At 71.3% G+C, this 22721-nt stretch carries 16 protein-coding genes; 3 read left to right on the forward strand and 13 right to left on the reverse strand.

What is annotated here, in order from left to right:
• Positions 1 to 31: 31 nt before the first annotated feature.
• The 8 genes from gspF to AC1RAD_RS13695 form a co-directional block, all read right to left on the reverse strand.
• The gene (gene gspF / locus AC1RAD_RS13660; protein ID WP_492735376.1) at positions 32 to 1237 is read right to left on the reverse strand and encodes a type II secretion system inner membrane protein GspF; all 1206 of its coding nucleotides are present in this window, start codon (positions 1235 to 1237) and stop codon (positions 32 to 34) included.
• Positions 1238 to 1243: 6 nt separating this feature from the next.
• Positions 1244 to 2686, reverse strand: a complete 1443-nt coding sequence (gene gspE, locus AC1RAD_RS13665; RefSeq protein WP_492735378.1) for a type II secretion system ATPase GspE — start codon at positions 2684 to 2686, stop codon at positions 1244 to 1246.
• Positions 2683 to 5280 (reverse strand): type II secretion system secretin GspD, encoded by a 2598-nt coding sequence (gene gspD / locus AC1RAD_RS13670; RefSeq protein ID WP_492735380.1) that lies wholly within the window; start codon positions 5278 to 5280, stop codon positions 2683 to 2685. Before gspD ends, gspE begins: the two co-directional genes overlap by 4 nt.
• Positions 5277 to 5834, reverse strand: a complete 558-nt coding sequence (locus AC1RAD_RS13675) for a type II secretion system protein M (RefSeq protein WP_492735382.1) — start codon at positions 5832 to 5834, stop codon at positions 5277 to 5279. Before AC1RAD_RS13675 ends, gspD begins: the two co-directional genes overlap by 4 nt.
• Before the next feature lie 44 nt (positions 5835 to 5878).
• Positions 5879 to 7075, reverse strand: a complete 1197-nt coding sequence (gene gspL / locus AC1RAD_RS13680) for a type II secretion system protein GspL (protein ID WP_492735384.1) — start codon at positions 7073 to 7075, stop codon at positions 5879 to 5881.
• Positions 7072 to 8022, reverse strand: coding sequence for a type II secretion system minor pseudopilin GspK (gene gspK, locus AC1RAD_RS13685; protein WP_492735386.1), 951 nt, complete (start codon positions 8020 to 8022; stop codon positions 7072 to 7074). The genes gspL and gspK overlap by 4 nt, the downstream gene beginning before the upstream one ends.
• A 69-nt stretch (positions 8023 to 8091) precedes the next feature.
• Positions 8092 to 8523, reverse strand: coding sequence for a type II secretion system major pseudopilin GspG (gene gspG / locus AC1RAD_RS13690; protein WP_307638249.1), 432 nt, complete (start codon positions 8521 to 8523; stop codon positions 8092 to 8094).
• A 115-nt stretch (positions 8524 to 8638) separates the two neighbouring features.
• Entirely contained in the window at positions 8639 to 10000 is a 1362-nt protein-coding gene (locus AC1RAD_RS13695; RefSeq protein WP_492735388.1) for a homoserine dehydrogenase, read from the reverse strand.
• A gap of 319 nt (positions 10001 to 10319) precedes the next feature.
• On the opposite strand from AC1RAD_RS13695, the gene AC1RAD_RS13700 reads away from it, so the two are divergent.
• From AC1RAD_RS13700 to AC1RAD_RS13710, 3 genes are read left to right on the forward strand one after another with little or no spacing between them, the layout of a single operon-like run.
• Positions 10320 to 13013: a bifunctional acetate--CoA ligase family protein/GNAT family N-acetyltransferase gene (locus AC1RAD_RS13700; RefSeq protein WP_062472839.1), complete on the forward strand. Its 2694-nt coding sequence runs from the start codon at positions 10320 to 10322 to the stop codon at positions 13011 to 13013.
• Between the two features lie 60 nt (positions 13014 to 13073).
• Positions 13074 to 14087: an Lnb N-terminal periplasmic domain-containing protein gene (locus tag AC1RAD_RS13705; RefSeq protein WP_492735390.1), complete on the forward strand. Its 1014-nt coding sequence runs from the start codon at positions 13074 to 13076 to the stop codon at positions 14085 to 14087.
• Positions 14084 to 15982 carry an esterase/lipase family protein gene (locus AC1RAD_RS13710; protein ID WP_492735391.1) on the forward strand — a complete coding sequence of 633 codons (1899 nt, stop codon included), beginning with the start codon at positions 14084 to 14086 and terminating at the stop codon, positions 15980 to 15982. Before AC1RAD_RS13705 ends, AC1RAD_RS13710 begins: the two co-directional genes overlap by 4 nt.
• Positions 15983 to 15989: 7 nt before the next feature.
• On the opposite strand, the gene AC1RAD_RS13715 is transcribed toward AC1RAD_RS13710, so the two are convergent.
• The 5 genes from AC1RAD_RS13715 to AC1RAD_RS13735 all read right to left on the reverse strand — a co-directional run bounded on the left by AC1RAD_RS13715 (position 15990) and on the right by AC1RAD_RS13735 (position 22660).
• On the reverse strand, positions 15990 to 17705 hold the full coding sequence (locus AC1RAD_RS13715; protein WP_492735393.1) for a dipeptide ABC transporter ATP-binding protein: 1716 nt from the start codon (positions 17703 to 17705) through the stop codon (positions 15990 to 15992).
• Positions 17706 to 17746: 41 nt separating this feature from the next.
• On the reverse strand, positions 17747 to 18688 hold the full coding sequence (locus tag AC1RAD_RS13720) for an ABC transporter permease (RefSeq protein ID WP_492735395.1): 942 nt from the start codon (positions 18686 to 18688) through the stop codon (positions 17747 to 17749).
• Between the two features lie 19 nt (positions 18689 to 18707).
• Positions 18708 to 19673, reverse strand: a complete 966-nt coding sequence (locus tag AC1RAD_RS13725; protein WP_070060589.1) for an ABC transporter permease — start codon at positions 19671 to 19673, stop codon at positions 18708 to 18710.
• A 21-nt stretch (positions 19674 to 19694) separates the two neighbouring features.
• Entirely contained in the window at positions 19695 to 21284 is a 1590-nt protein-coding gene (locus AC1RAD_RS13730) for an ABC transporter substrate-binding protein (RefSeq protein ID WP_492735397.1), read from the reverse strand.
• Positions 21285 to 21448: 164 nt separating this feature from the next.
• Positions 21449 to 22660 (reverse strand): YeeE/YedE thiosulfate transporter family protein, encoded by a 1212-nt coding sequence (locus AC1RAD_RS13735; protein ID WP_492735399.1) that lies wholly within the window; start codon positions 22658 to 22660, stop codon positions 21449 to 21451.
• Positions 22661 to 22721: the final 61 nt, after the last annotated feature.

Consider the following 22721-nt stretch of genomic DNA (forward strand, 5'->3'; position numbering starts at 1 on the left):
GGGCGTCGGCGTGCGCCAAGCTCCCGAACATTCAGCGCACCATCTGGTTGATTTCCATGATCGGCATGAGCACCGCGAGCACGATCGCCATGACCACGCCCCCCATGGCCAGGATCATCAGCGGCTCCAGCAGCGTGGTCAGGCGCATCGCGCGGCGCTCCAGATCTCGGGAGAGGTTCTGCGCCGCGCGCTCGAACATGGCCGCCAACGTTCCCGTCTTCTCGCCGCTGGCCACCAGGTGCACGAGGTTCGACGGAAAAATCTTCTGTGCCTTCAGCGCCGCCGCGAGTGGTGCGCCCTCCTTCACGCGGCCCGTGGCCTCGAGCACGCAGCGGCGCAGCCAGTCGTTGCCCAGGGTCTGGCGCGCGGCCTCGAGCCCGCGCAGCAGCGGCACGCCCGCGTCCATGAGGATCGCCAGCGTGGACGCGAAGCGCGCCGTGTCCACACCGAGCGCATAGCGCCCCACCAGCGGCAGGCGCAGCACGAGCGCATGCCAGCGCAGGCGCCGCCCTGCATCGCGCAGCGCGGCGCGGGCGAGCAACCCGGCGCCCGCGCACACGCCCGCCGTGAGCCAGCCCCATTCGCGTACGAAGGCGCTCGCCGCCAGCATCACGCGGGTGATGGCAGGCAGCTCCTGGCGCGCCTGCGCGAACGCGCCGATGACCTGCGGCACGACGTAGCCCAGCAGGAAGACCACGATGCACAGCGAGACGAAGCCGACGATGGCCGGATAGATGAAGGCGGTGAGCACCTTGCCGCGCAGGGTGTCGCGGTTCTCGAGGTAGTCGGCCAGCCGTTCCATCACGCGTGCGAGGTCGCCCGAGTCTTCGCCGGCACTGACGAGTGCGCGGTAGATCGGCGGAAAGTCGCGCGGCCGTTCGCCCAGCGCATCGGCCAGCCGCAGGCCGGCGCGCACGCCGTCGCAGACCGCGCCCAATGCTTCGGCCACGTGGCGGCGCTCGGCCTGCTCGATGGTGGCGACGAGCGCGGCTTCGAGCGTGAGGCGCGCGCCCAGCAGGCTCGCGAGTTCGCGCGTGGCCCAGCACAGGTCGGCCGCGCCGAGCTTCGGTTGCAGCCAGGCCAGCGCACCGCCGCTGGCTGCCTGTTCGCGGATGCCGAGCGGCGTCAGGCCACGTTCGCGCAGCTGGGCGCGCACGGCGCGTGCGGATTCGCCTTCGGCGCCGCCGCGCTGCACCTCGCCGGCCGCGTTCGCCGCTTCGTACTGGAACCGTGCCATGGCAGATCAGCTGTCGCGCGTGACGCGCAGGATTTCCTCGGCGGTGGTCACGCCCTCGCGCACCCAGCGCTGGCCGTCCTCGCGCATCGAGCGCATGCCGTGGCGCACGGCGGCGGCGCGCATGGCCTGTTCGTCGCCGCCTTCGTGGATCAGGCGCCGGATGTCGTCGTGCACCACGAAGAGTTCGTGGATGCCCGTGCGCCCCTTGAAGCCCGAATGGCCGCAGGCCGCGCAACCCACGGGCACGTAGACCGTGCGGCCGTCGTCCTGCACGCGCGGCGCCTTGCAGGCCGGGCACAGGCAGCGCACCAGCCGCTGCGCCAGCACGCCCAGCAGCGAAGACGACAGCAGGAAGGGCTCGATGCCCATGTCGGCCATGCGCGTGACGGCCGACACCGCATCGTTGGTGTGCAGCGAGGCCAGCACGCCGTGGCCCGTGAGCGAGGACTGCACGGCGATCTGCGCCGTTTCCAGGTCGCGGATCTCGCCGATCATGAGGTTGTCGGGGTCCTGCCGCAGCGCGGCGCGCAGGGCCGCGCCGAAGGTCATGCCGATCTTGGCGTGCACCGGGATCTGGCCGATGCCGGGCAGGTCGTACTCCACCGGGTCTTCCACCGTGAGGATGTTGCTGGTACCCAGATCGAGCTGGCCCAGCGCGGCGTACAGCGTGGTGGTCTTGCCGCTGCCCGTGGGGCCGGTGACCAGCACGATGCCGTGCGGCTGGCGCACCAGCCGTGTGAGCTCGGCCAGCGTGTCGGGCGCCATGCCCAGCCGTTCGAGCCGCAGCCGGCCGGCGTCTTTCTCGAGCAGCCGCAGCACGGCGCGCTCGCCATGCGCCGTGGGCACGGTCGAGACGCGCACGTCGATCGGCCGACCGCCCACGCGCAGCGTGATGCGCCCGTCCTGCGGCAGGCGTTTTTCGGCGATGTCGAGCTGCGACATGATCTTGATGCGCGAAATCAGCGCCGCATGCAGCGCCCGGCGCGGCGTCACCACGTCGCGCAGCGTGCCGTCGACGCGAAAGCGCACCACCGAATGGGTCTCGAAGGATTCGAGGTGCACGTCGCTCGCGCCGTCGCGCGCGGCCTGCGTGAGCAGCGCGTTGATCATGCGGATGACGGGCGCGTCGTCCTGCGCGTCGAGCAGGTCGGTGACGGCCGGGATGTCCTGCATCAGCCGCGCCAGGTCGACCTGCTGCTCCACCGCGCCGACCACCGAGGCGGCGTCGCCGGATTCGGCCTGGCGCTCGGCGAGCAGGCGTTCCATGTCGTCGTCGCCCACCTGCCGCAGCGGCAACTCGCCCAGCAGCCGGCGCGCCTCGACCACGGCCCAGCCGGGCGTGCGCGGGCTGACCGCCAGGAAGGCCGCCTCGCCGTCGCGCTGCACCGCGACGCGCTGGCTGCGGGCCCAGGCCTGGGGCAAGGCGATGTCGGCGCGGGCCGTGTTCATGGCGTCACCACCCGTTCGGGCCGGTAGCCCAGCTCGCGCAATACGGCGACCGCGTTGTCGACGGCCTGCGGCTCGCGCGGCACGTCCACGCGCACCATCGCGCCCTCCCCGCCCGGGCCGCCGACGATGTAGGCGCCGATGCCGCTCACGCGCACGCGCTGCACGATGCGCAGCGCCTCCTGCTCGGTCTTGGTGTCGGCGAACTGCACCACGGTGACCTTGTCGTTGGCGCCGCCGTACAGCGTGGCGGGGTCGGACTCGACCGTCACGCCCGTCGGCAGCCGCGAGCGCTGCGTCGGGGGCGGCGGCGGCGCAGCGGCCGGTGCATGGCGCACCGCGCTGGCCGTGGCGGTGGCCGGCGGCGGCTGCTCACGCGTGTGCTCCCAGCTCTGGGGGCGCAGGTCGACCTCGGGCGCCTGCCTCAAGCTGGGCACGTCGGCCGGCGGCAGCAACGGCGCGCCGCTGTCGGGCAGCAGGCCATGCGCCATCGGGCGTGCGCGGCCCTGCTGCAGGCGCATGAAGTTGTAGCGGTCGAGCGTGAGGCCGCGGCTGGCGTTGGCGTCGCGGATCACGTAGGGCCGCAGGAACACCATGAGGTTGGTCTTGACGCGCTGGCGCTTGTCGTAGCGAAACAGGTTGCCCAGCACCGGCAGCGAGCCCAGGCCGGGCACGGCCTCGGTGCCGTTGGCGACGCTGTCTTCCATCAGCCCGCCCAGCACCATGATCTGGCCGTCGTCCACGAGGATGCTGGTGTCGAGCGCGCGCTTGTTGGTGACGATGCCGGCCGCGCCCGAGGTCTGCTCGTCGATGCTGGACACCTCCTGGTAGATGTCGAGCTTGACCGTGCCGCCCTCGGAAATCTGCGGCCGGATGTTGAGCTTCAGGCCGATGTCCTCGCGCTGGATGGTCTGGAACGGGTTGGTGCTGCTGTTGCCGTTGGTGATGTACTGGCCGCTCACGAAGGGCACGGTCTTGCCGACCATGATCGAGGCCGGCTCGTTGTCCAGCGTGAGGATGTTCGGCGTCGACAGGATGTTGGCGCCGTCCTTGGCCTGCAGCGCGCGCGCCAGCACCTTCAGGTTGAGCACCTCGCCCACGCCGGGCAGGTTGATGGTGCCGTCGACCACGCCGATGTTCAGGCCGCGCGGCATGGCGTCGATCGTGGTGCGCGCATTGGCATTGAGGCCCGCGCCGCCGAAGTTGGTGCCGCCGCGCACGCGGCCGTTGTTGCCGCCGGCCATCCACTGGATGCCCAGCTCGGCCGCGTCGCGCTCGGTGACCTCGACGATCAGGCTTTCGACCAGCACCTGCGCGCGCCGCTGGTCGAGCAGGTCGATCACGCTGCGCAGGCTGCGGTACATCGGTTCGGGCGCCGCGATGATGAGCGTGTTGGTGGTGGCGTCGGCCTGCACCGTGACACCGCCGCTCGAGAACGCGGTGGACGTGCCGCCGGTGCCGCCCGCCGCACCCTGCGCCTGGCCGTTGGCGCCGCCGGGCGCGCCGCGCAGGCCACCGAATTTGCCGGCGGTGCTTCCCGTGGCGCCGCCGGTCGCGGACTGGCTGCCGGTGGCCGACGTACCGTTCGCCGCACCGCCATTCGCCGCCCCCGCCCCGCCGAGCATGCCGCCCGCGCCCAGCGCGGCGCGCACCGAACTGCCGCCGCCGCCCGTGGCGCTCTGGTCGCCCGATTCGCCCGTGAGCAGCCCGCGCAGCACGTTCGCCAGGTGCACCGCCTGCGCATTGCGCAGGTAGACCACGTGCAGGTTGCCCGGGTCGCCCTGCGCGCTCTCGAGCTTGCCGATGAGTTCGCGCGCCAGCGCCGTGCGGCCCGGGCTGCTGGAGCGGATCACGATGCTGTTGGAGCGCGGATCGGCCAGCACCACGATGTCGCGCCGGCCTTTTTCGCCGCTGCCTTCGAGCAGCTCGGTGGCCAGCGCGGCGATGTCGGTGGCGATGCCGTGGCGCAGCTTGACCAGCTGGGCGTCGAGCGCGGTGGGCGTGTCAATGCTCTCGATGATGCGTGCCAGCCGCTCGAGGTTGTCGATGTAGTCGGTGACGACCAGCGTGTTGTTGGCGGCGTAGGCTGCGATGCTGTTCTCGGCCGCGACCAGCGGCTTGAGCACCGGCACCATCGCCTCGGCGTTCTCGTAGTTGAGCCGGAAGGTGCGCGTCGCGAGCCCGCCGCCGGGGCTGCGTGCGTTGACCGATCCGCCCTGCTGCTTGGCGTCGGCCACGGGCACGACACGGCTCACCTCGCCCACGTCGACGATCGCGAAGCCGCGCATGCGCAGCGCCGAAGCCAGCATGCCGTAGGCGGTGGCGGCCGGCACCTCGCCTTCGGAGACCAGCGTGATCTGCCCCTTCACGCGCGGATCGAACAGGAAGTTGCGCCCGAGGAACCGCGCCAATGCCGAGACCACCGAGGTGATGTCGGCATCGACGAAGTTCAGCACCACGCGCTCTTCGGCACCGGCACGCGGCGCGGTCTTGGCAGGCGGCGATGGGGGCGCGGCGCTGGCGGCGATCGCGAAGACGCCCAGGCAGCATGCCGCCGTCCATCGGCGCAGGGCCGCGCCGTTTCGATCTCGTGTCACTGGCCATCCTTGGTGAGTTGTGTGGACTGCAGCGCCACCGCGCCGCGCACGCGGCCCTGCGGCGTGCCCTCGCTGTCGTCGTCGGAACTGTCGATGCGCTCCAGCTGCGCCCGCGTGACCTCGAGATCGCGGCGCGCCGAGACCGCCACGAGCCAGGCGAACACCTGCGCGGCCGGCACGGGCTCCGGGAACTCGACGCGCCATGCGCGGGCGGGCTGCGCCGGGCTCCCGGCTGCGGGCGGCGCGTCGGCCACGGCGTCGTGCAGGCGGTAACGCCCGCGCAGGCCGGCGCGGTCGAGGGCGGCGTCGATGCCGCCCTGCGCCGTGTCTGGCATAGCGTGGGCGCCGGGCACATCGGCCAGCAGCGTGTCGAGTTCGGCGGACTGGGCCCGCAGCTTCGGCAGGTCGCGCTGCCAGCGCGCGGCGGTGTCGAGCGCGGGACGGGCGAGGCCCAGCCACAGGATCGCGAGCACCACCAACAGCAGCGCAACGCCCGCGCCGAGCCGGTCGCGTGCGGGAAGCCCACGCCAGCGCCCGATCGCTTCGCGTGCCATCCGCCGCGCGGGGTCGAGGAGGACGCCACCCCTTCGGGACAGGTTCACGGGGTGTCCTTCTCTGCGCGGGCCGTGGCCGGCGTGATGCGCAGTGCGCCGGCCTCCGGGTCGGCGGACAGGCTTCGCTCGCGCGCCTGCGCCTGCAGCACGCGCAGCGCCTCGGTGTTCGGCGCCGCGCCCTCGCGCCAGCGAACGCGCAGCTCGCCCGCCGTGTAGTGCAGCGCCTGGACCTGCCCGGCCGGCAGCTGCGCGAGCAAGCCCACCGCCGCGCGTGACAGCGCCGCGTAGTCGCCGCCGACCGCGGCCTGCGGTGCCTGGCCCGCCCGCGCCTCCTTCTGCTGGCGCGCCTGCTGCACCGGGTTGACGACCACGGGCAGCTCGGGAAACGCGGCCTTGACCCGCGCGGCCATCTCCCGCTTCAAGGCCTGGCCTTGCGTCGCCAGCCGGTGGGCATGCACCTGGAGGCCGGCTGTCCACACGAGCGCGGCCATGCAGCCCCACAAGGCCGCCGGCCGCAGCAGCGCCGCCACGCCCGCATGCGCCTGCGCGGGGTCGCTCGCGGACAGCGCCCAGCGCCAGCCCTCGCCCGACCAGCGCGCCGGGTCGCTCTCTTCCTGCGCCGTCCAGTGCACGGCCGGCGGCGCCGCCTCGCCGGTCGTCACATGCGCCGCCAGCGCGGTGTCGCGGTCCGCATCGTGCGGCAGCGCCTGCATGAAGCCCGCGCCGGCGCCGGTGCGCACCACGAGCCAGCGGTCCAGCTGCAGGCCAGTCCAGCCCTCGGTGGGCGTCGGCAGGAAGGCGGTCGGCAGGCACAGCGCGCGCGGCGCCATGCCGTGCCGGCGCAGCAGCGCCAGCCAGCGCACCATCGCGTCGCGCGCGATCCAGGCGGCCGGCACCGTGCCGTCGGCCCCGCGCGGACCGATGCCGACCGCCAGCGCGTCGATCGGTTGCAGCGCACAGGGCTCGATGACCCCGAGCACCGCCGCATGCAGGTGCCGCCCCGTCAGCGGCGGCAGCGCGAAGCTCGCCAGCGCCACCTCGCCCGGTGCCAGCGCGACCTCGAGATGGCGCGGCTCGAAGCGGCCGGCCACGGCGCCCAGCGCGAGCGCGCCGCCGTCGTGCCACCGGCCGTCGGCAGCGCGCCAGCCGCAGTGCACTTCGGCATCCACGGGATCGGCGGCGCCCTCACCCGGCCAGGGCGGCAGCTGCAGGCGCAGGCGGTCGACCTTCAGGGCGCTCACACGCCCTCCCGCAGCCAGATCACGCGCGGCACGCTGGTCTTGTCGTCCTGCAGCAGCGCGACCTGCACGAACTTCGTGCGCGGCGTGTCGAGCACGCTGGCGACGCGGAACCAGTTGCTGTCGATGCCGATGCGCACGTCCCGCTCGTCGAGCGCGGGCATCTGGAGCCGGTTCGCAAAATCGCCGCGGTTGATGAACCACTGGCCGCGGTCGCGCGCGGCGAGCAGCGCACGCGCCTTGTCCAGCGCCAGCCCGGGCACGCCGGCCGCGAGCAGTTCGGCGCTGGCCGTGTTCGCGTTGATCCAGGTGCGCGCCGGCAGCATCGTGACGAAAGGCGCGAGCCGCGCGATCACGCCGGCATCGACGCCAGGCACAGCCTGCAGGTCTTCCAGCACGCGCGGGCGCGGGGCCTGCGGGGTGCGCGGCAACTCGGGCGGCAGGCCCAGCGTCGCGGCCATGGTGTCGGCCGCCGCATCGGGCATCGTCTGCGCGGCTTCGCCTTCGGGGTCGGCGATGCTGCCGACCACGCGCCGCATGAGCGCCTGCGCCTGGGCCTGCGAGACGCCCGTCATCGTGCAGAGCCGTTGGAACACGGCCGCTTCGGCCGGGTCGATGCGGCCCCGGTCGACGAGGTTGCGCAGGTTGAATTTGCTTTGCTCGTCGCTGATCTCGCTGAGCAGCCGCGCGCCCTCGGCGGCCACCTGCCCTGCCACGGGCCCGGCGAACGGCCGGGTCCACAGGCCGTCCAGGCGCGTGGTCGGCTCGCGCACGGCCTCGGCGTGCAACAGCCGCTGCGCCGCGCCCAGTTCCCCGCGCAGCAGCCAGCGCGCCTGCACCCGCGACTGCTCGCCCTGCGTGGTGCGGATGAAGGCCGACTGTCGCCCGAGCAAGGCCGCCGCCAGCGCGGCGATCACCGCGACGATCAGCAAGGCGCTGATCACCGCCATGCCGCGCATGCGCCGTTGCCGGCGGCCTGTTCCGATCCCTGCCATCGCGCCCACGGTGCCGTTCCCGCGCTACCAGGAGCCGATGTCCGCGTTGGCTTTTTCTCCGTCGGGCTCGCCGTCGGCGCCCAGCGAGAACACGTCGACTTCGCCGTGCGTGCCGGGGTTCAGGTACTGGTAGGCGTTGCCCCACGGGTCCTGGGGCAGGCGTTCGAGGTAGGTGCGCCAGTTGGTCGGCACCTTGCCCGTGGCCGGCTTCTCGACGAGCGAACGCAGGCCCTGCGTAGCGCTGGGGTAGGCGCCGTTGTCCAGGCGGTAGAGCTTCAGTCCCTGCATGATCGCGGCCACGTCCTGCCGGGCCGCGGTGGCGCGGGCCTGGTCGGGGCGGTCCATCAGGCTCGGCACGATGAGCGCGGCGAGCACGCCGATGATGACCAGCACCACCATCAGTTCGATGAGGGTGAAGGCCCGCTCGGCACGGCGACGGATTGAACGGGCGGCCATGTTCCACAACTCCCGGGAAAAGACTTCACAAGGACAACGACGAGCACTGCGGGCCATCCTCGCAGCGGCGCATGTCAGTCCGATTGAAAATCCTCGGGAGTTCGGTGACAGCCTCTCAGTCGTCGAGCGTTTCCACGCGCAGTGTGATCACCGGACCAGATACGACCGGGCTCGTCTGCAACGCGTGCAGCGCGAGATCGACAGCGCTTTGCAGCGCCGATTCCGTGATCACCAGCACCTGCGGCGCCGCATCCGCCGGCCCGTTCGCCAGTACCAGTTGCCGCACCGGCAGCCGCTGCGCGGCCAGCAACTCGGCCACGGCCGCGATGTCGGTCGCCGCCTGCACCGGCACGCGCAGGTAGTGCGCGCTGCGCACGGCCGCGCGCGGCAGCACCGGCAGTTCGCGCACCGCATGCGCATGAAAGCCCGTGTGCGGCACGCGCTGGCCGGGGTGGGTGCCGTCCAGGCGCGCCACGTCGACCAGGTCGGCGATCACGGCCGAGGCGGTCTGCTCCGAGCCGGCGCCCGCGCCGTAGTACATCGTGACGCCCGCCGCGTCGGCCTTGACCATGATGCCGTTCATCGAGCCGTTCACCTGCGCGAGCAGGTGCGTCGCCGGCACCAGCGCGGGCTGCACGCGCAGCTCCACGCCTTCTTCACGGCGGCGCGCCACGCCCAGCAGCTTGACGCGAAAGCCCAGCTGTTCGGCGCAGGCCACGTCCACACGTTGCAGCGCCGTGATGCCCTCGACCTGCGCGTCGGCAAAGCGCACCGGCATGCCGAAGGCGTTGGCGGCCAGCAGCGCGGTCTTGTGGGCGGCGTCGACACCCTCGATGTCGAAGGCCGGATCGGCCTCGGCATAGCCCAGCGCCTGGGCCTGCGCGAGCGCGTCGCCGAAGTCCAGGCCTTCGTCGCGCATCTTGCTCAGGATGAAGTTGGTAGTGCCGTTGACGATGCCCGCCACCCATTCGATGCGGTTGGCCGTGAGGCCCTCGCGCAGCGCTTTCACGATGGGGATGCTCACCGCCACCGCGCCCTCGTACATCACGGCCACGCCGTGCGCGCTGGCGGCGGCGAAGATCTCGGGGCCGTGCACGGCCAGCAGCGCCTTGTTGGCCGTGACCACGTGTTTGCCGTGGGCGATGGCGGCCAGCACCCAGTCGCGCGCCGGGCCGGTGCCGCCGGCCACCTCGACCACCACGTCGACATCGGGGTCGGTGGCCACCTGCATCGGGTCGGCCGTGAGCGCCACGCCCTCGCCCACGATGCCCTGGGCGCGCGCGAGGTTGCGCGCCGCCACCACCGTCACCTCGATGCCGCGCCCGGCGCGGGCGGCAATGAGGTCCTGGTTGCGGGCCAGCACGCGGAAGGTGCCCGCGCCCACGGTGCCGATGCCGATCATGCCGACGCGCAGGGGGCGAATGGCCGCAGGATGGCTGGGCTGAGGCAGAAAGGACGAGACGGGATCGCGGTACATGGGCTTCTCCAAACAACGAACGAACAGGACAAAAACAAAAAAACCCAGCTGCCAGCTGGGTTTCGTTCATTCGGGAGAAGAGACACCAGGTGGCTGCCGGAGCGGCCACCCTGCGCGTGCTCAGGGGGCCGCGGCGGTCATGGTGGTAATCATTCGTGCATTCACTGCGTCGCTCGTTCGCACGCAGGCGGCGAACGGCATCGTGCGGCCGACAACGGCGGCGCTGGATGCTGCAACGGGGGAAAGTGAAAGGCACGACATGAGCCGGCGAGTGTACACGCGGTGCTTGCGGCACGCCCCGATCCGGGCAAACTAGGGCATGGACAAGCATTTCCTGACCCCCCTGTTCGCCCCGGCGTCGATCGTGGCCTTCGTCGGCCAGCCCAGCGATCCGGGGGGCCAGACCGCCCTGGGCCGCACGCTGCGCGAAGCCTTCCGGGCCGACCGCTTCGACGGCACGCTGCGCTTTCTGGACGTGCGCACCCAGGGCACGCTCGAAGAGCTGGCGCAGACGCATGCCGACCTGGCGCTGATCGCGCTGGCGCCGCACGACGTGGCGGCCGCCCTCGAGATCGCGGGGCGCATCGGCTGCAAGGCCGCGGTGGTCATCTCCACCGGCATCGCCGCCGAGCAGGCCGCGCAGTGGCGCAAGATCGCGCGCCGCGAAGGCGTGCACCTGCTGGGCCCGAACTCGCTGGGCTTCCAGCGCCCGCCGCTGCACCTGAACGCCAGCGTGGCCGGCCCGCTCGCGCGCACCGGGCCGCTGGCGCTGGTGTCGCAGTCGGGTGCGCTCACGGCCTCGATGCTCGACTGGGCGCGGCAGAACGGCGTGGGCTTTTCGAGCGTGGTGTCGCTCGGGCCGCACACCTCGGTCGACATTCCGCAGGTGCTCGACTTCCTGGCCAACGATTCGAGCACGCACAGCATCATCGTGTACCTCGAGGGCATTGCCGATGCGCGCCGCTTCATGAGCGCGCTGCGCTCGGCCTCGCACGCCAAGCCGGTGGTGGTGCTCAAGGCGGGCCGCAAGCCGGCCGGCAACGAGGCCGCGCAGACGCACAGCGCGGCCATCGTGGGCAGCGACGACGTGTTCGACGCCGCCCTGCGCCGCGCGGGCGCGGTGCGGGTGCGCTCCTTCGTCGAGCTGTTCTCGGCCGCCAAGTGCCTGGCCTCGCGCTACCGGCCGGTGGGCAAGCGGCTGGCCGTGGTCACCAACGGCGGCGGCCCCGGCGTGCTCGCGGCCGACTGGATCAACGAGATCGGCCTGGACCTGGGCCGCCTCTCGGCCCCCGCGCAGCGTTCGCTGCAGCCCTCGCTGCCGGCGCTCGCGTCGCTCACCGACCTCATCGACCTGTCGGAGGACGCCACGCCCGCGCACTTTCGCGCCGCCATCGACACGGCTTCGGCCGACAGCCAGATCGACGGCGTGCTCGCCATCTTCTCGCCCAAGGCCGGCGTCGACGCGGCCGCCACGGCGCGCGCGCTGGCCGACATTCCGCGCCCCATGCCCAAGCCGCTGCTGTCCTGCTGGATGGGCGACGCCTCGGTGGGCAATGCGCGGGCCGTGCTGGCCGAGGCCACCATCCCGAGCTTTCGCACGCCCGAGGCGGCGGTGGGTGCCTTCGGCAACATCGCGGCCTTCTACCAGAACCAGCAGCTGCTGCAGCAGACGCCGCCGCCGCTGTCGGCGCTGGCCAAGCCCGACATCGACGGCGCGCGCCTGCTCATCGAGAGCGTGCTGGCCGAGCGGCGCAAGGTGCTGACCGAGATGGAGTCGAAGTCGCTGCTGTCGTGCTTCCACATCCCGATCACGCGCACCCTGCTCGCGCGCAGCGCCAACGAGGCCATGATGATCGCCACGCAGCTGGGCTTTCCGGTGGCACTGAAGATCGACTCGCCCGACATCTCGCACAAGTCCGACGTCGAGGGCGTGGCGCTGAACGTGATGAACGGCACCAGCGCGCGCGACACCTACCTGGAGATGATGGAGCGCGTGGCGCGCCTGGCGCCCGACGCCCGCATCAACGGCGTGACCGTGCAGAAGATGGTGCGCGCGCGGCGCGGGCGCGAGATCTACGTGGGCCTGGTCACCGACCAGCCCTTCGGCCCGGTGATCGTCTTCGGCGCCGGCGGCACCATGATCGAGCTCATGAACGACCGCGCCATGGAGCTGCCGCCGCTGAACCAGTTCCTGGCGCGCCACCTCATCGAGCGCTCGCGCGTGGCGGAAACGCTGGGCGAATGGCGCGGCGCCAATGCGGTGAACATGGAGGCCATCGAAGACGTGCTGCTGCGCGTGTCCGAAATGGTGTGCGAGCTGCCCGAGCTGCGCGAGATGGACATCAACCCCATCATCGTGGACGAGCACGGCGCGGTGTCGGTCGATGCGCGCATCGTGGTCGACAGCAGCACGCAGGCCGTGGCGGGCCCGGTGGGAAACGGCTACCAGCACCTGGCCATCATGCCGTACCCCGCGCGCTACCGGCGCGAATGGCCGCTGCCCGGTGGCGGCGCGTACGTCGTGCGGCCGGTGCATCCGAACGACGCGCAGATGCTGCAGGCACTGGTGCAGGGCCTGTCGCCCGAAAGCCGCTGGTTCCGTTTCGTCTCGCGCTTCCATGAGCTGCCGCCGTCGATGCTGTCGCGCTTCACGCTGATCGACTACGACCGCGAGATGGCGCTGGTCGCCACCGTGATGGAACGCAGCACCGCGCCCGACGGCAGCATCCTCGAGAGCGAGCGCATCGTGGGCGTGTCGCGCTACATCACCAACCCCGACCAGACCAGCTGCGAGTTCTCGCTCGTGGTGGCCGACGAGTTCAGCGGCAAGGGCATCGGCTCGCGCCTCATGGAAAGCATCATCGACGTGGCGCGCGACCGCGGCCTCTCGGAAATGGACGGGCTGGTGCTGGCCGGCAACCCCGACATGCTCAAGCTGGTGCGGCGGCTGGGCTTCTCGGTGAAGTCCTTCCCCGAGGACCCGGACTTCAAGCTGGTGACCTACCCGCTGTAGCCCGACGGCGGCGGCTGCAACTCGACGAGAATCGGCCGCCCTCCACCTCCGCGTTTCTTCATGCTCCTAATCCTCCTGCGCTCCCTCGGCCGTCTGCTGGTGAGCCTCGCCGTGCTGCTGTCGGCCGCCTGGGCCTGCGCGGCCCTCTGGTACCAGCTGCCCGCGACGCTCCCGCTCAAGGTCGGCGCGATGGTGCTGTGGGGCCTCTTCGGCCTGGCGGCGATCGTGCTGCTGTGGCGCGGCAAGGCCGGCCGCTCGCTGCTGGCCTACGCCATCGGCTTCGTCGTGCTGCTCGAGTGGTGGGGCACCATCGCGCCCTCGCAGCATCGCGAATGGGCCGACGACGTGGCCCGCCACCTGAAGCCGCGCGTCGAAGGCAATGTGGTCACGATGGAGAACGTGCGCAACTTCGACTGGCGCAGCGACACCGACTACACCGTGCGCTGGGACACGCGCCGCTACGACCTGGACCGCCTGCGCTCGGTCGACGTGTCGCTGTCCTACTGGACCGGCCCGGCCATCGCCCACACGCTGGTGTCCTTCGGTTTCGACGACGGCCAGTACGTCACTTTTTCCATCGAGATCCGCAAGGAGCGCGGCGAAAGTTTTTCCTCCGTGGGCGGCTTCTTCAAGCAGTTCGAGAACAGCCTCGTGGCCGCCGACGAGCACGACATCCTGCGCGTGCGCACCAACGTGCGCGGCGAAGACGTCTACATGTACCGCGTGCGCCTGCCGCAGGCCGAGATGCGTTCGCTGTTCCTCGGCTACGTCGGCGAGGCCAATGCGCTGGCGCGCGCGCCGAGCTTCTACAACACGCTCACCGCCAACTGCACGACCATCGTCTACAGCCTCGCCAGGCACGTCGTGCCCGGCCTGCCGATGGACTACCGCCTGCTGGCCTCGGGCTACCTGCCCGAGTACCTGCACGACGTGGGCGGCCTGACGCCCGGCCTGAGCATGGACGCGCTGCGCGCCGGCGGCCGAATCACCGACCGGGCCATCGCTACCGACCAGCAGCCCGGCGTGAACTTCTCGCAGGCCATTCGCCAAGGCCTGCCGGGCGTGGCGCCATGAGGCGCATCGGCTTCTCCGCCCTGCTGCTGGCGCTGTCGCTGCTCACCGGCTGCGCGGGCGTCACGGTCGGCACCATCTCGCCGGCCGACTACCTGGCGCAGCGGCGCGGCGACGTGCTCACCACCGGCCAGCTCAGCAGTTCGGCGCAAGAGGTGCTGCGCGTCATCGGCTCCGATGCCGACCAGTGCCGCAAGGACGGCCGCGCCTGCCGCCAGAACCTTGCCACCTCCGCCGGCCTGAACGACGAGCAACGCATGTCGGCACTGTCCGAGGTGTGGCTGCAGCTCGCGCTGGCGGGCGGCGATGGCGGCTCGGCCGCGCAGCCCATGGCGCCCGAGGCCATCGAGGCCTGGCTGGAAACCGCGCGCCACGCCTACGCCTACCTGTTCCACACGGCGCGCAAGCCGCGCGACCGCGCCTTCGAAGACCGCCAGACGCAGGTGCGCGACTACTACAACTACGCCGTGCAACGCGCCATCACCGGCCTGTTCAGCCGCTACCGCAAGAGCGACATGTCGGTGGCCGCCATTCCGCAGATGAGCGGCTGGCGCATCGACGCCGACCTGTCGGCGCTGCAGCTCGCGCCCGACGCGCCCCCGCCCAAAGAGCTGATTCCCGCCGCCTCGCTGACCTTCTCGGGCCTGCGCAACATCTACCGCCGCGACGGCTTCGGCGCCGAGCTGGTCGCCGCGGGCGACGACCGCCCGACTGCGGCCCAGGCCGACGAAGACGCCCCGCCCTTCAGCGAAACGCCCTTCCCCGCCCTCACCGCGCTGCTGCAGTTCGACGGCGCCACCCTGCAGGACGTGCTGGCCACGCGCACGCTGCGCATCGCCGTGTTCGACCCCTACCGCACCAGCACGATCCGGCTGGCCGGCGAAGAGATTCCGCTGGCCGCCAACTTCACCTCGGGCTACGGCCTGTGGCTGGCCCGCTCCGACTTCGCGCTGCAGGCGCTGCGCAGCCTGTTCGGCGGCGCCGAGGGCCTGACCCGGCCGCACATCTACCTGATGCAGCCCTACGACCCGAAGCGCCGCACCATCGTCATGCTGCACGGCCTGGCCAGCAGCCCCGAGGCCTGGATCAACGTGGCGAACGAAGTGCTCGGCGACGAGACGCTGCGCCGCCGCTACCAGATCTGGCAGGTGTACTACCCGACCAACGCGCCGCTGCCGCTGAACAACCTGGCCATCCGCGAAGCCATCACGCAGACGCTGGCGCACTTCGATCCGCAAGGCCGCGCCGAGGCCTCGCACAACGTCACGCTCATCGGCCACAGCATGGGCGGCGTGCTGTCGCGCCTGCTGGTGTCGTCGTCGGGCGACGTGCTGTGGGACGCGCTGCGCGAGGGCTACCCCATGCCGGCCGCGCAGCGCCGCCGCATCGAGGAAGGGCTGGGGCCTTACTTGCGCTTCGAGCCGCTGCCCCAGGTCAGCGACGCCATCTTCATCGCGTCGCCACACCGCGGCACCTCGTTCGCCAACAAGCGCATCTCGCGCTGGGTGGCCAACCTCATCACGCTGCCGGTGGCCATGCTGGGCCAGCTCAACGACATCTCGCGCGAGCTGATGCGCGTGGCGCCCAGCTCGCAGGACATGGGTCCGCTGCGCATTCCCAACAGCATCGACAACCTCAGCGACCGCGATGCGTTCGTGCGCCTGTCGTCCGGGTTGCCGCTGAGCCCGAAGGTGCGCTACCACTCGATCATCGGCAACGACACGCCCGGCCTGCCACTGGCCGAGTCGAGCGACGGCATCGTGCCTTACACCAGCGCGCACCTCGACGGCGCGGTGTCGGAGCTGGTGATTCCGTCGGCGCACAGCGTGCAGGAGCACCCGCTGGCGATCCTGGAGATCCGGCGCATCCTGCGCGAGCAGTTGCAGCGCGTGCCCTGAGCGCACTTCATGCCGTGGCGAGCACGGCCGCAGCCGGTGCGTGCCGCATGTCCGGCACCGCCGCCATCAACGCCCGCGTGTACGCATGCTTCGGCGCGTCGAGCACTTCGGCCGCACTGCCCTGCTCCACCAGCCGCCCCCGCTGCATCACACCCACGTCGTCGCACATGTGGCGGATCACGGCGAGGTTGTGGCTGATCAGCAGGTAGGTCAGGCCGAACTCGTCCTGCAGGTCGCGCATGAGGTTCAGCACCTGGGCTTGCACCGACACGTCGAGCGACGAGGTCGGTTCGTCGCAGACGATGAACTCGGGCTGGCTGGCCAGCGCCCGCGCGATGGCGATGCGCTGGCGCTGGCCGCCCGAGAACTGGTGCGGGTAACGCCGCCCGTCGTCGGGCGACATGCGCACGCGGCGCAGCGCCTGGGCCACGCGCTCGGCGGTTTCGTCGGCGCTGGCGGCCAGGCCCAGCACCTCGACCGGCTCGGCGATGAGCCGGTCCACGCGCCAGCGCGGGTTGAGGCTGGCATGCGGGTCCTGGAAGATCATCTGGAAGCGCCGGCGCAGCGCGGCCGTCTGCGCGGCGTCACCCCAGCGATCGATGCCGTCGAAATGCACCGTGCCGGCCGTGGGCCGCGTGAGGCCCGCGATCATGCGCGCCACGGTCGACTTGCCCGAGCCCGACTCGCCGACCAGCCCGAAAGTGCGGCCGCGCGCGATGTCGAAGCTCACACCGTCGACCGCGTGCAGCACCTTCTTCGGCTGGCGCGCGAGCGTGCGCACGAGCCAGCCGGCCGAAAGATCGAATTCGCGCGACAAGCCCTGCACGCGTATCAGCGGAGTGCCGTCGGCCGGCGCCGCCACGGTCTCGGCCTGCGCGGGCGGCAACGCGGCGGCCACGGCGATGTCCGCGCCGATCTCGGGCACCGGCAGCCGATGCAGCCTGTCGTGCACCGAAGGAATGGCGGCCATCAGGGCGCGCGTGTACGGCTCGCGCGGGTGGTCGAGCACCTGGCGCACCGGGCCGGTCTCGAGCACGCGGCCCTGGTACATCACCATCACGCGGTCGGCCGCCTCGGCGATCACGCCCATGTCGTGCGTGATGAGCATCGCGGCCGTGCCGCGCTCGCGGCAGACGCGCCGGAACACGCGGATCACCTGCGCCTGCACCGACACGTCGAGCGCGGTGGTGGGCTCGTCGGCAATCAGCAGCTGCGGCTCGGCGCACAGCGCGAGTGCAATCGCCACGCGCTGGCGCATGCCGCCCGAGAACTGGTGCGGGTACTGGTCGATGCGGCTTTCGGGGTCGGGAATCTCCACGTCGGCCAGCAGCGCCAGCGCGCGCCGGCGCGCCTCCTGCTCGCTCACGGGCAGGTGCGTGCGGATGGTCTCGATGAGGTGCCGGCCGATCGGGTAGACCGGGTTCAGGCTGGTCAGCGGGTCCTGGAACACGCTGCCGATGCGGCGCCCGCGCACGCGGCGCATGTCTTCGCCGCGCAGCGTGTCGATGCGCTCGCCGTGCAGCTCGACCGTGCCGCCCGCGATGCGCCCCGGCGGCGGCACTATCCCGATGACGGCTGCGCCGACCATCGACTTGCCCGCGCCCGACTCGCCGACCACGCCCAGGATTTCGCCCGGCGCGATCTCGAAGGAGACACCATCGAGCACCTGCACCGTGCCCCGGTGTGTATCGAAGGCCACGTCGAGCCCGCGCACGCGCAGCACGGGTGTTTCGCCTCGAGGCGATGGCGATGGGTCGCGCGCACTCATTGCAGCCTCGGGTTCAATGCGTCGCGCAGCCAGTCGCCCGCCAGGTTGACCGACAGCGCCAGTGCCAGCAGCACCAGCGCGGGAAACAGCAGGATCCACCACTCGCCCGAGAACAGGAAGCCCTGCCCGATGCGGATCAGCGTGCCCAGCGACGGCTGCGTGGGCGGCAGCCCCACGCCCAGGTACGACAGCGTCGATTCCGCCACGATGGCCAGCGCGAAGCTGATGGTGGCAATCACCAGCACCGGCGCCAGCAGGTTCGGCAGGATGTGCCGCACCAGGATGCCGGTGCGCGAGCGGCCGATGATCTGCGCGGCGGCCACGTAGTCCTTGTGCTTCTCGAGCATCACCGCGCCGCGCACCGTGCGCGCGTACTGCACCCATTCCGACAGCCCGATCGCCGCCACGATCACGTACACCGCCATGTCGTCGCGGTAGCCCTCGGGCAGCAGGCCGCGCGCAATGCCGAAGATCAAGAGCGCCACCAGCAGCACCGGAAAGGTCAGCTGCACATCGGCCACGCGCATCACCAGCGTGTCGAACCAGCCGCCCGCATAGCCGGCCGCCAGCCCGAGCGGCACGCCGATGGCCAGCGACAGCCCGACCGCGCTCACGCCCACCAGCAGCGACATGCGCAGCCCGTAGAGGATGGCCGAGAACACATCGCGCCCCTGGTCGTCGGCGCCCAGCGGGTAGAACGCGCCCGAAGCGCCCTGCTGCCCCGGCGGCGTGAAGGCGTCGATCAGGTCGAGCACGGCCGGATCGAAGGGGTCCTGGCGCGCGATCCACGGCGCGAACAACGAGGCCAGGGCAACCAGCAGCAGCACGAAGGCCGCCAGTTGCACGGTGCGCGAGCGTGCGAAGGCGCGCAGCACGGGCGACTCGGCGTTGCGCCAGCGGCGCGGCGCGCCGGCGCCAGTCGGGGAAGAAGACGTCATTCGGAAAAGCAGGAAGGAGTCAGGCGCGTCGCAGGCGCGGATCGACCAGCACATACAGCAGGTCGACGATGAAATTGATCGCCACGTACAGCAGCGCGATCAGCAGCAGGTAAGCCGCCACCACCGGCACGTCCACCCCCTGGATCGAGGTGATGAACAGCAGCCCCACGCCCGGCCACTGGAACACCGTCTCGGTGACGATGGCAAAGGCCACCAGCGAGCCGATCTGCAGCCCGGTGATGGTGATGACCGGGATCAGCGTGTTGCGCAGCGCATGGCCGTAGTTCAGGTCGCGCTCGCGCAGTCCGCGTGCGCGGCCGAAGCGGATGTAGTCGGCGCGCAGCACCTCCAGCATCTCGGCGCGCACCAGCCGCATGATCAGCGTCAGCTTGTACAGGCCCAGCGTCAGCGCGGGCATCAGCAGCGAGGCCCAGCCCGAGGCCGTGAGCAGCCCGGTGCTCCAGCCGCCCAGCTGCACCGTGTCGCCGCGCCCGAACGAGGGCAGCCAGCGCAATTCGACCGCGAACAGGTAGATGAGCCCGATGCCGATCAGGAAGGTGGGCAGCGACACGCCGACCAGCGACACCGCCATGACCGCGCGGCTGGCCACGCTGTCGCGCCGGATCGCGGTGTACACGCCCAGCGCCACGCCGCCCGCCACCGCCAGCACGGCCGCCACCAGCGCCAGCTCCAGTGTGGCCGGCAGCCGCTCGGCGATGAGCTCGACCACCGGCCGCTTCAGCCGGTACGACACGCCCAGGTCGCCCTGCAGCGCATGGCCCACGTAGCGCAGGTACTGCACCGGCACCGGGCGGTCGAAGCCCAGCTCGGCCGTCAGCGCGGCGCGTTCCTCCAGCGTGGCGTCTTCGCCGAGCAGGCTGATGGTCGGGTCACCGATGTGGCGGAACACCAGGAAGGACACGAACGACACCGCCAGCAGCACCAGCACGGACTGGCCGAGCCGGCGCAAGAGATGAACCCACATGGTGTGCGTGCGTGTGTGTGCTTAGGGCTTCGCCACCTTCACGTTCTTGAAGAACACGCTGCCGTCGGGGCTGACCGGAATGTCCAGCTTCGGGGTCGAGGCGAAGTTGAGCACCTGGTCGTGCAGCGCGATGTAGATGCGCTCCTTCTGCACCGTCTGCCAGATGCTTTTGATGGTGGCGTCGCGTTTCGCCTTGTCGCTCTCGGCCGCGAGCGACGCGATCTGCGCGTCGACCTCGGCGTTGCTGTAGCCGGTGGCGTTGGTCGGGCCGCGGCCGTCCTTGCCGCGCGTGTGCACCAGGTAATCGAAGATGTAGGCCGAGTCGTAGGTCGGCACGCCCCAGCCGAACAGGTAGAAGTCGGTGTCGGCCGAGTTGATGGCGGTGCTGTGCAGCGCGATCGGGCGCGCCGCCACCGTGGTCTTGATGCCGATGCGCCCGAGGAAGCCCGACACCGCCGTGCTGATGGCCTCGTCGTTCACGTAGCGGTCATTCGGCGTGTGCAGCGTGATCGCAAAGCCGTTCGGGTAGCCGGCCTCGGCCAGCAGCTTCTTCGCCTGCGCGGCATTGGCCTTCGGGTAGGCCGCGAAGCCCTTCTCGTAGCCGTGCACGAACGGCGGCGCGATGATGCCCGAGGGGTTCGACAGCCCGCGCATCACCGCCGCCTTGATCGCGTCGCGGTCGATGGCCAGGCCGATGGCCTCGCGCACCTTGGGGTCGGCCAGCGGGTTCTTGCCCTTCACGTCGGCGTACTTGAGCTCCTTCGCGCCCACGTTCAGGCCCAGGAAGATCGATCGGTTCTCGGGCCCTTCGGTCACGCGCAGGCGCTTGTCGGCCTTCAGGCGGCCCACGTCCTGCGCGGGCAGGTCTTGAACAAAATCGACCTCGCCCGACAGCAGCGCGGCCACGCGCGTGGCGGGCGACTTGATCGGCACGTACACCAGCTCGGTCACGTCCAGCGGAAACTGGCCGCGGCCCCAGTACTGCGGAAACTGCTTGAGCACCGTGCGCGCATCGACCTCGCGCGAGGCCAGCACGTAGGGACCGGTACCGTTCTCGTTGCGGGTGGCGAAGTTCTCGGTCTTGCTGGCCACGTCCTGCGACTGCTCGGCCTTGTTTGCCTTCGCCCAGGCTTCGTTCAGGATGAAGAGGTTCGTGAGGTTGTTCGGGAAGATCAGGTTCGGGCCCTTGGTCCTGACCTGCACCGTGAGTGGGTCGACCTTCTTCACCTCGGCCACCGACGACAGCAGCGACTTCAGCGCCGAGCTCGGCGCCTGCGCGCGCTGCAGCGAGAACACCACGTCGTCGGCCGTGAGCAGCGCGCCGTCATGGAACTTGACGCCGGGGCGCAGCTTGAACTCCCACACCGTCGGGTCGGCCGTGAGCTTCCACGAGGTGGCGAGTGCGGGCTGCAGCTTGCTGTCGGCGCCGCGCAGGATCAGCGGCTCGTAGATCTGGTGCAGCAACCCGAAGTTGGTGCCGGTGTTGACCGCATGCGGGTCGAGCGTGGCGGGGTCGGCGCTGCGCGCCCATCGCACGGTTTCGGCGGCGGCAACAGGCGCCTGCAGCAGGCCGGCGGCCAGCAGGGCCGCGGTCAGGAGTGGTCGGAGCATGGAATCCCTCGGGTGTTCTTTGGAAGAGAAGACAGGCGGACGACCGCGCGGGGCGGCGTTGTCCTGTGCCTGTGCGTGAGGGACTGTGCCCTGCCCCGCGCCGTCCCGAAAGAAGGACTCCGCATATGGAAATGCGGTGTCTGCCGCGCTGCGATGAACGACGCTCACGCCCTCGCCGCCAGCCGCTTCAACCGCAGCCCAGCCCACACCGCCAGCAGCACGCTCGCGCCGAACACCCAACCCGACAGCGCGCCGGCCATCGTGCCCGACAGCAGATTGCCGACCGTGCAGCCCAGCCCGGTCATCGCGCCCCACCCCAGCAGCACGCCGCCGCCGAGGCCACGCACGACCTGCCCCACGCTCGGCCATACGGGCTTGAACTGCCCGCTCGCGAGCGCCGCGGCCAGCGCACCCGCCACGAGGCCACCGACCAGCAGTGCATTGGGCGTCTGCCAGAGGCTTTCGACCACCGCCGTGACGCAGCCGCCGAAGCCGTCGAGCCCGTCCAGCCGCTGCGGCAGCAGGCCGTGCGCGTTGCCGAGGTCGCGCGCGACGCTGCCCAGCGCGGCAGTCACACCCAGCGGACGCAGCCGCAGCACCACGATCACAGCGATCGCGCCGACTGCGAGGCCGCCCCACGCATACGGCCAACGCCCGTGCAGCAGGCGGCGCGCGGCGTCGATGAAGCTGCGCGGCGTAGTCGACGCAGCTTCGCCCGCCGGCAGCTTCCGCCAGAGCCAGGCAGCAAGCGCCGCGAGCACCGCCAGTTGCAGCGCAGCCGAGCCCGCATAGCCCAGGTGATGCGGCAACCACACCACGGGCGCTGTGGCGATGGTGGCGCTGTAGAGCCAGTTCCAGCTGCTGAACCCCAGCAGGAACCCCGCACCGGCACCGAGCAGCGCGAACGGCGCAGTCGGCGAGCCTTCGCCCAGCCGGTACCAGTGCGCGCTGATGCACGAGCCCGACACCACCATGCCCGCGCCGAAGGCCAGCCCCGCGAGCACCAGCGCGCCGCTGACCGGCCCGATGTGCGCATCGGGCGGCAATCGCCCCGGCTGGGGCACGGGCAGCCAGCCCGTCATGACGACGTGCATGCCCACGGTGCCGACCGCCAGCGCGGCCACGATGGCCAGCAGGCCGCGTGCATCGCCGCCTTCGAAGTAGTCGCGCGCATGGCAATAGAAGCAGAAGCGCGAGCGCTGCAGCACCACGCCGAGCACCGCGCCCAGCCCGAGCGCGAAGGCCAGTGCGCGGCCACCGCTGCGCTCGCCGAGCAGATGCACGCCGGCAGCGACCAGCAACAACAGGACGACCGCAGCGGCCAGGCCTGTGCGAGAAAGCGGCGCAGGCGCCGCATGGATTGACGAAGCGGACATGCCCCGGTCCCTCTTTCTTGGGTCCAAAAAAAAGCGAGCCCGAGGGCTCGCCCAATGTCGC

The organism is Variovorax sp. GW823-FHT04B03 (genome assembly GCF_058796495.1).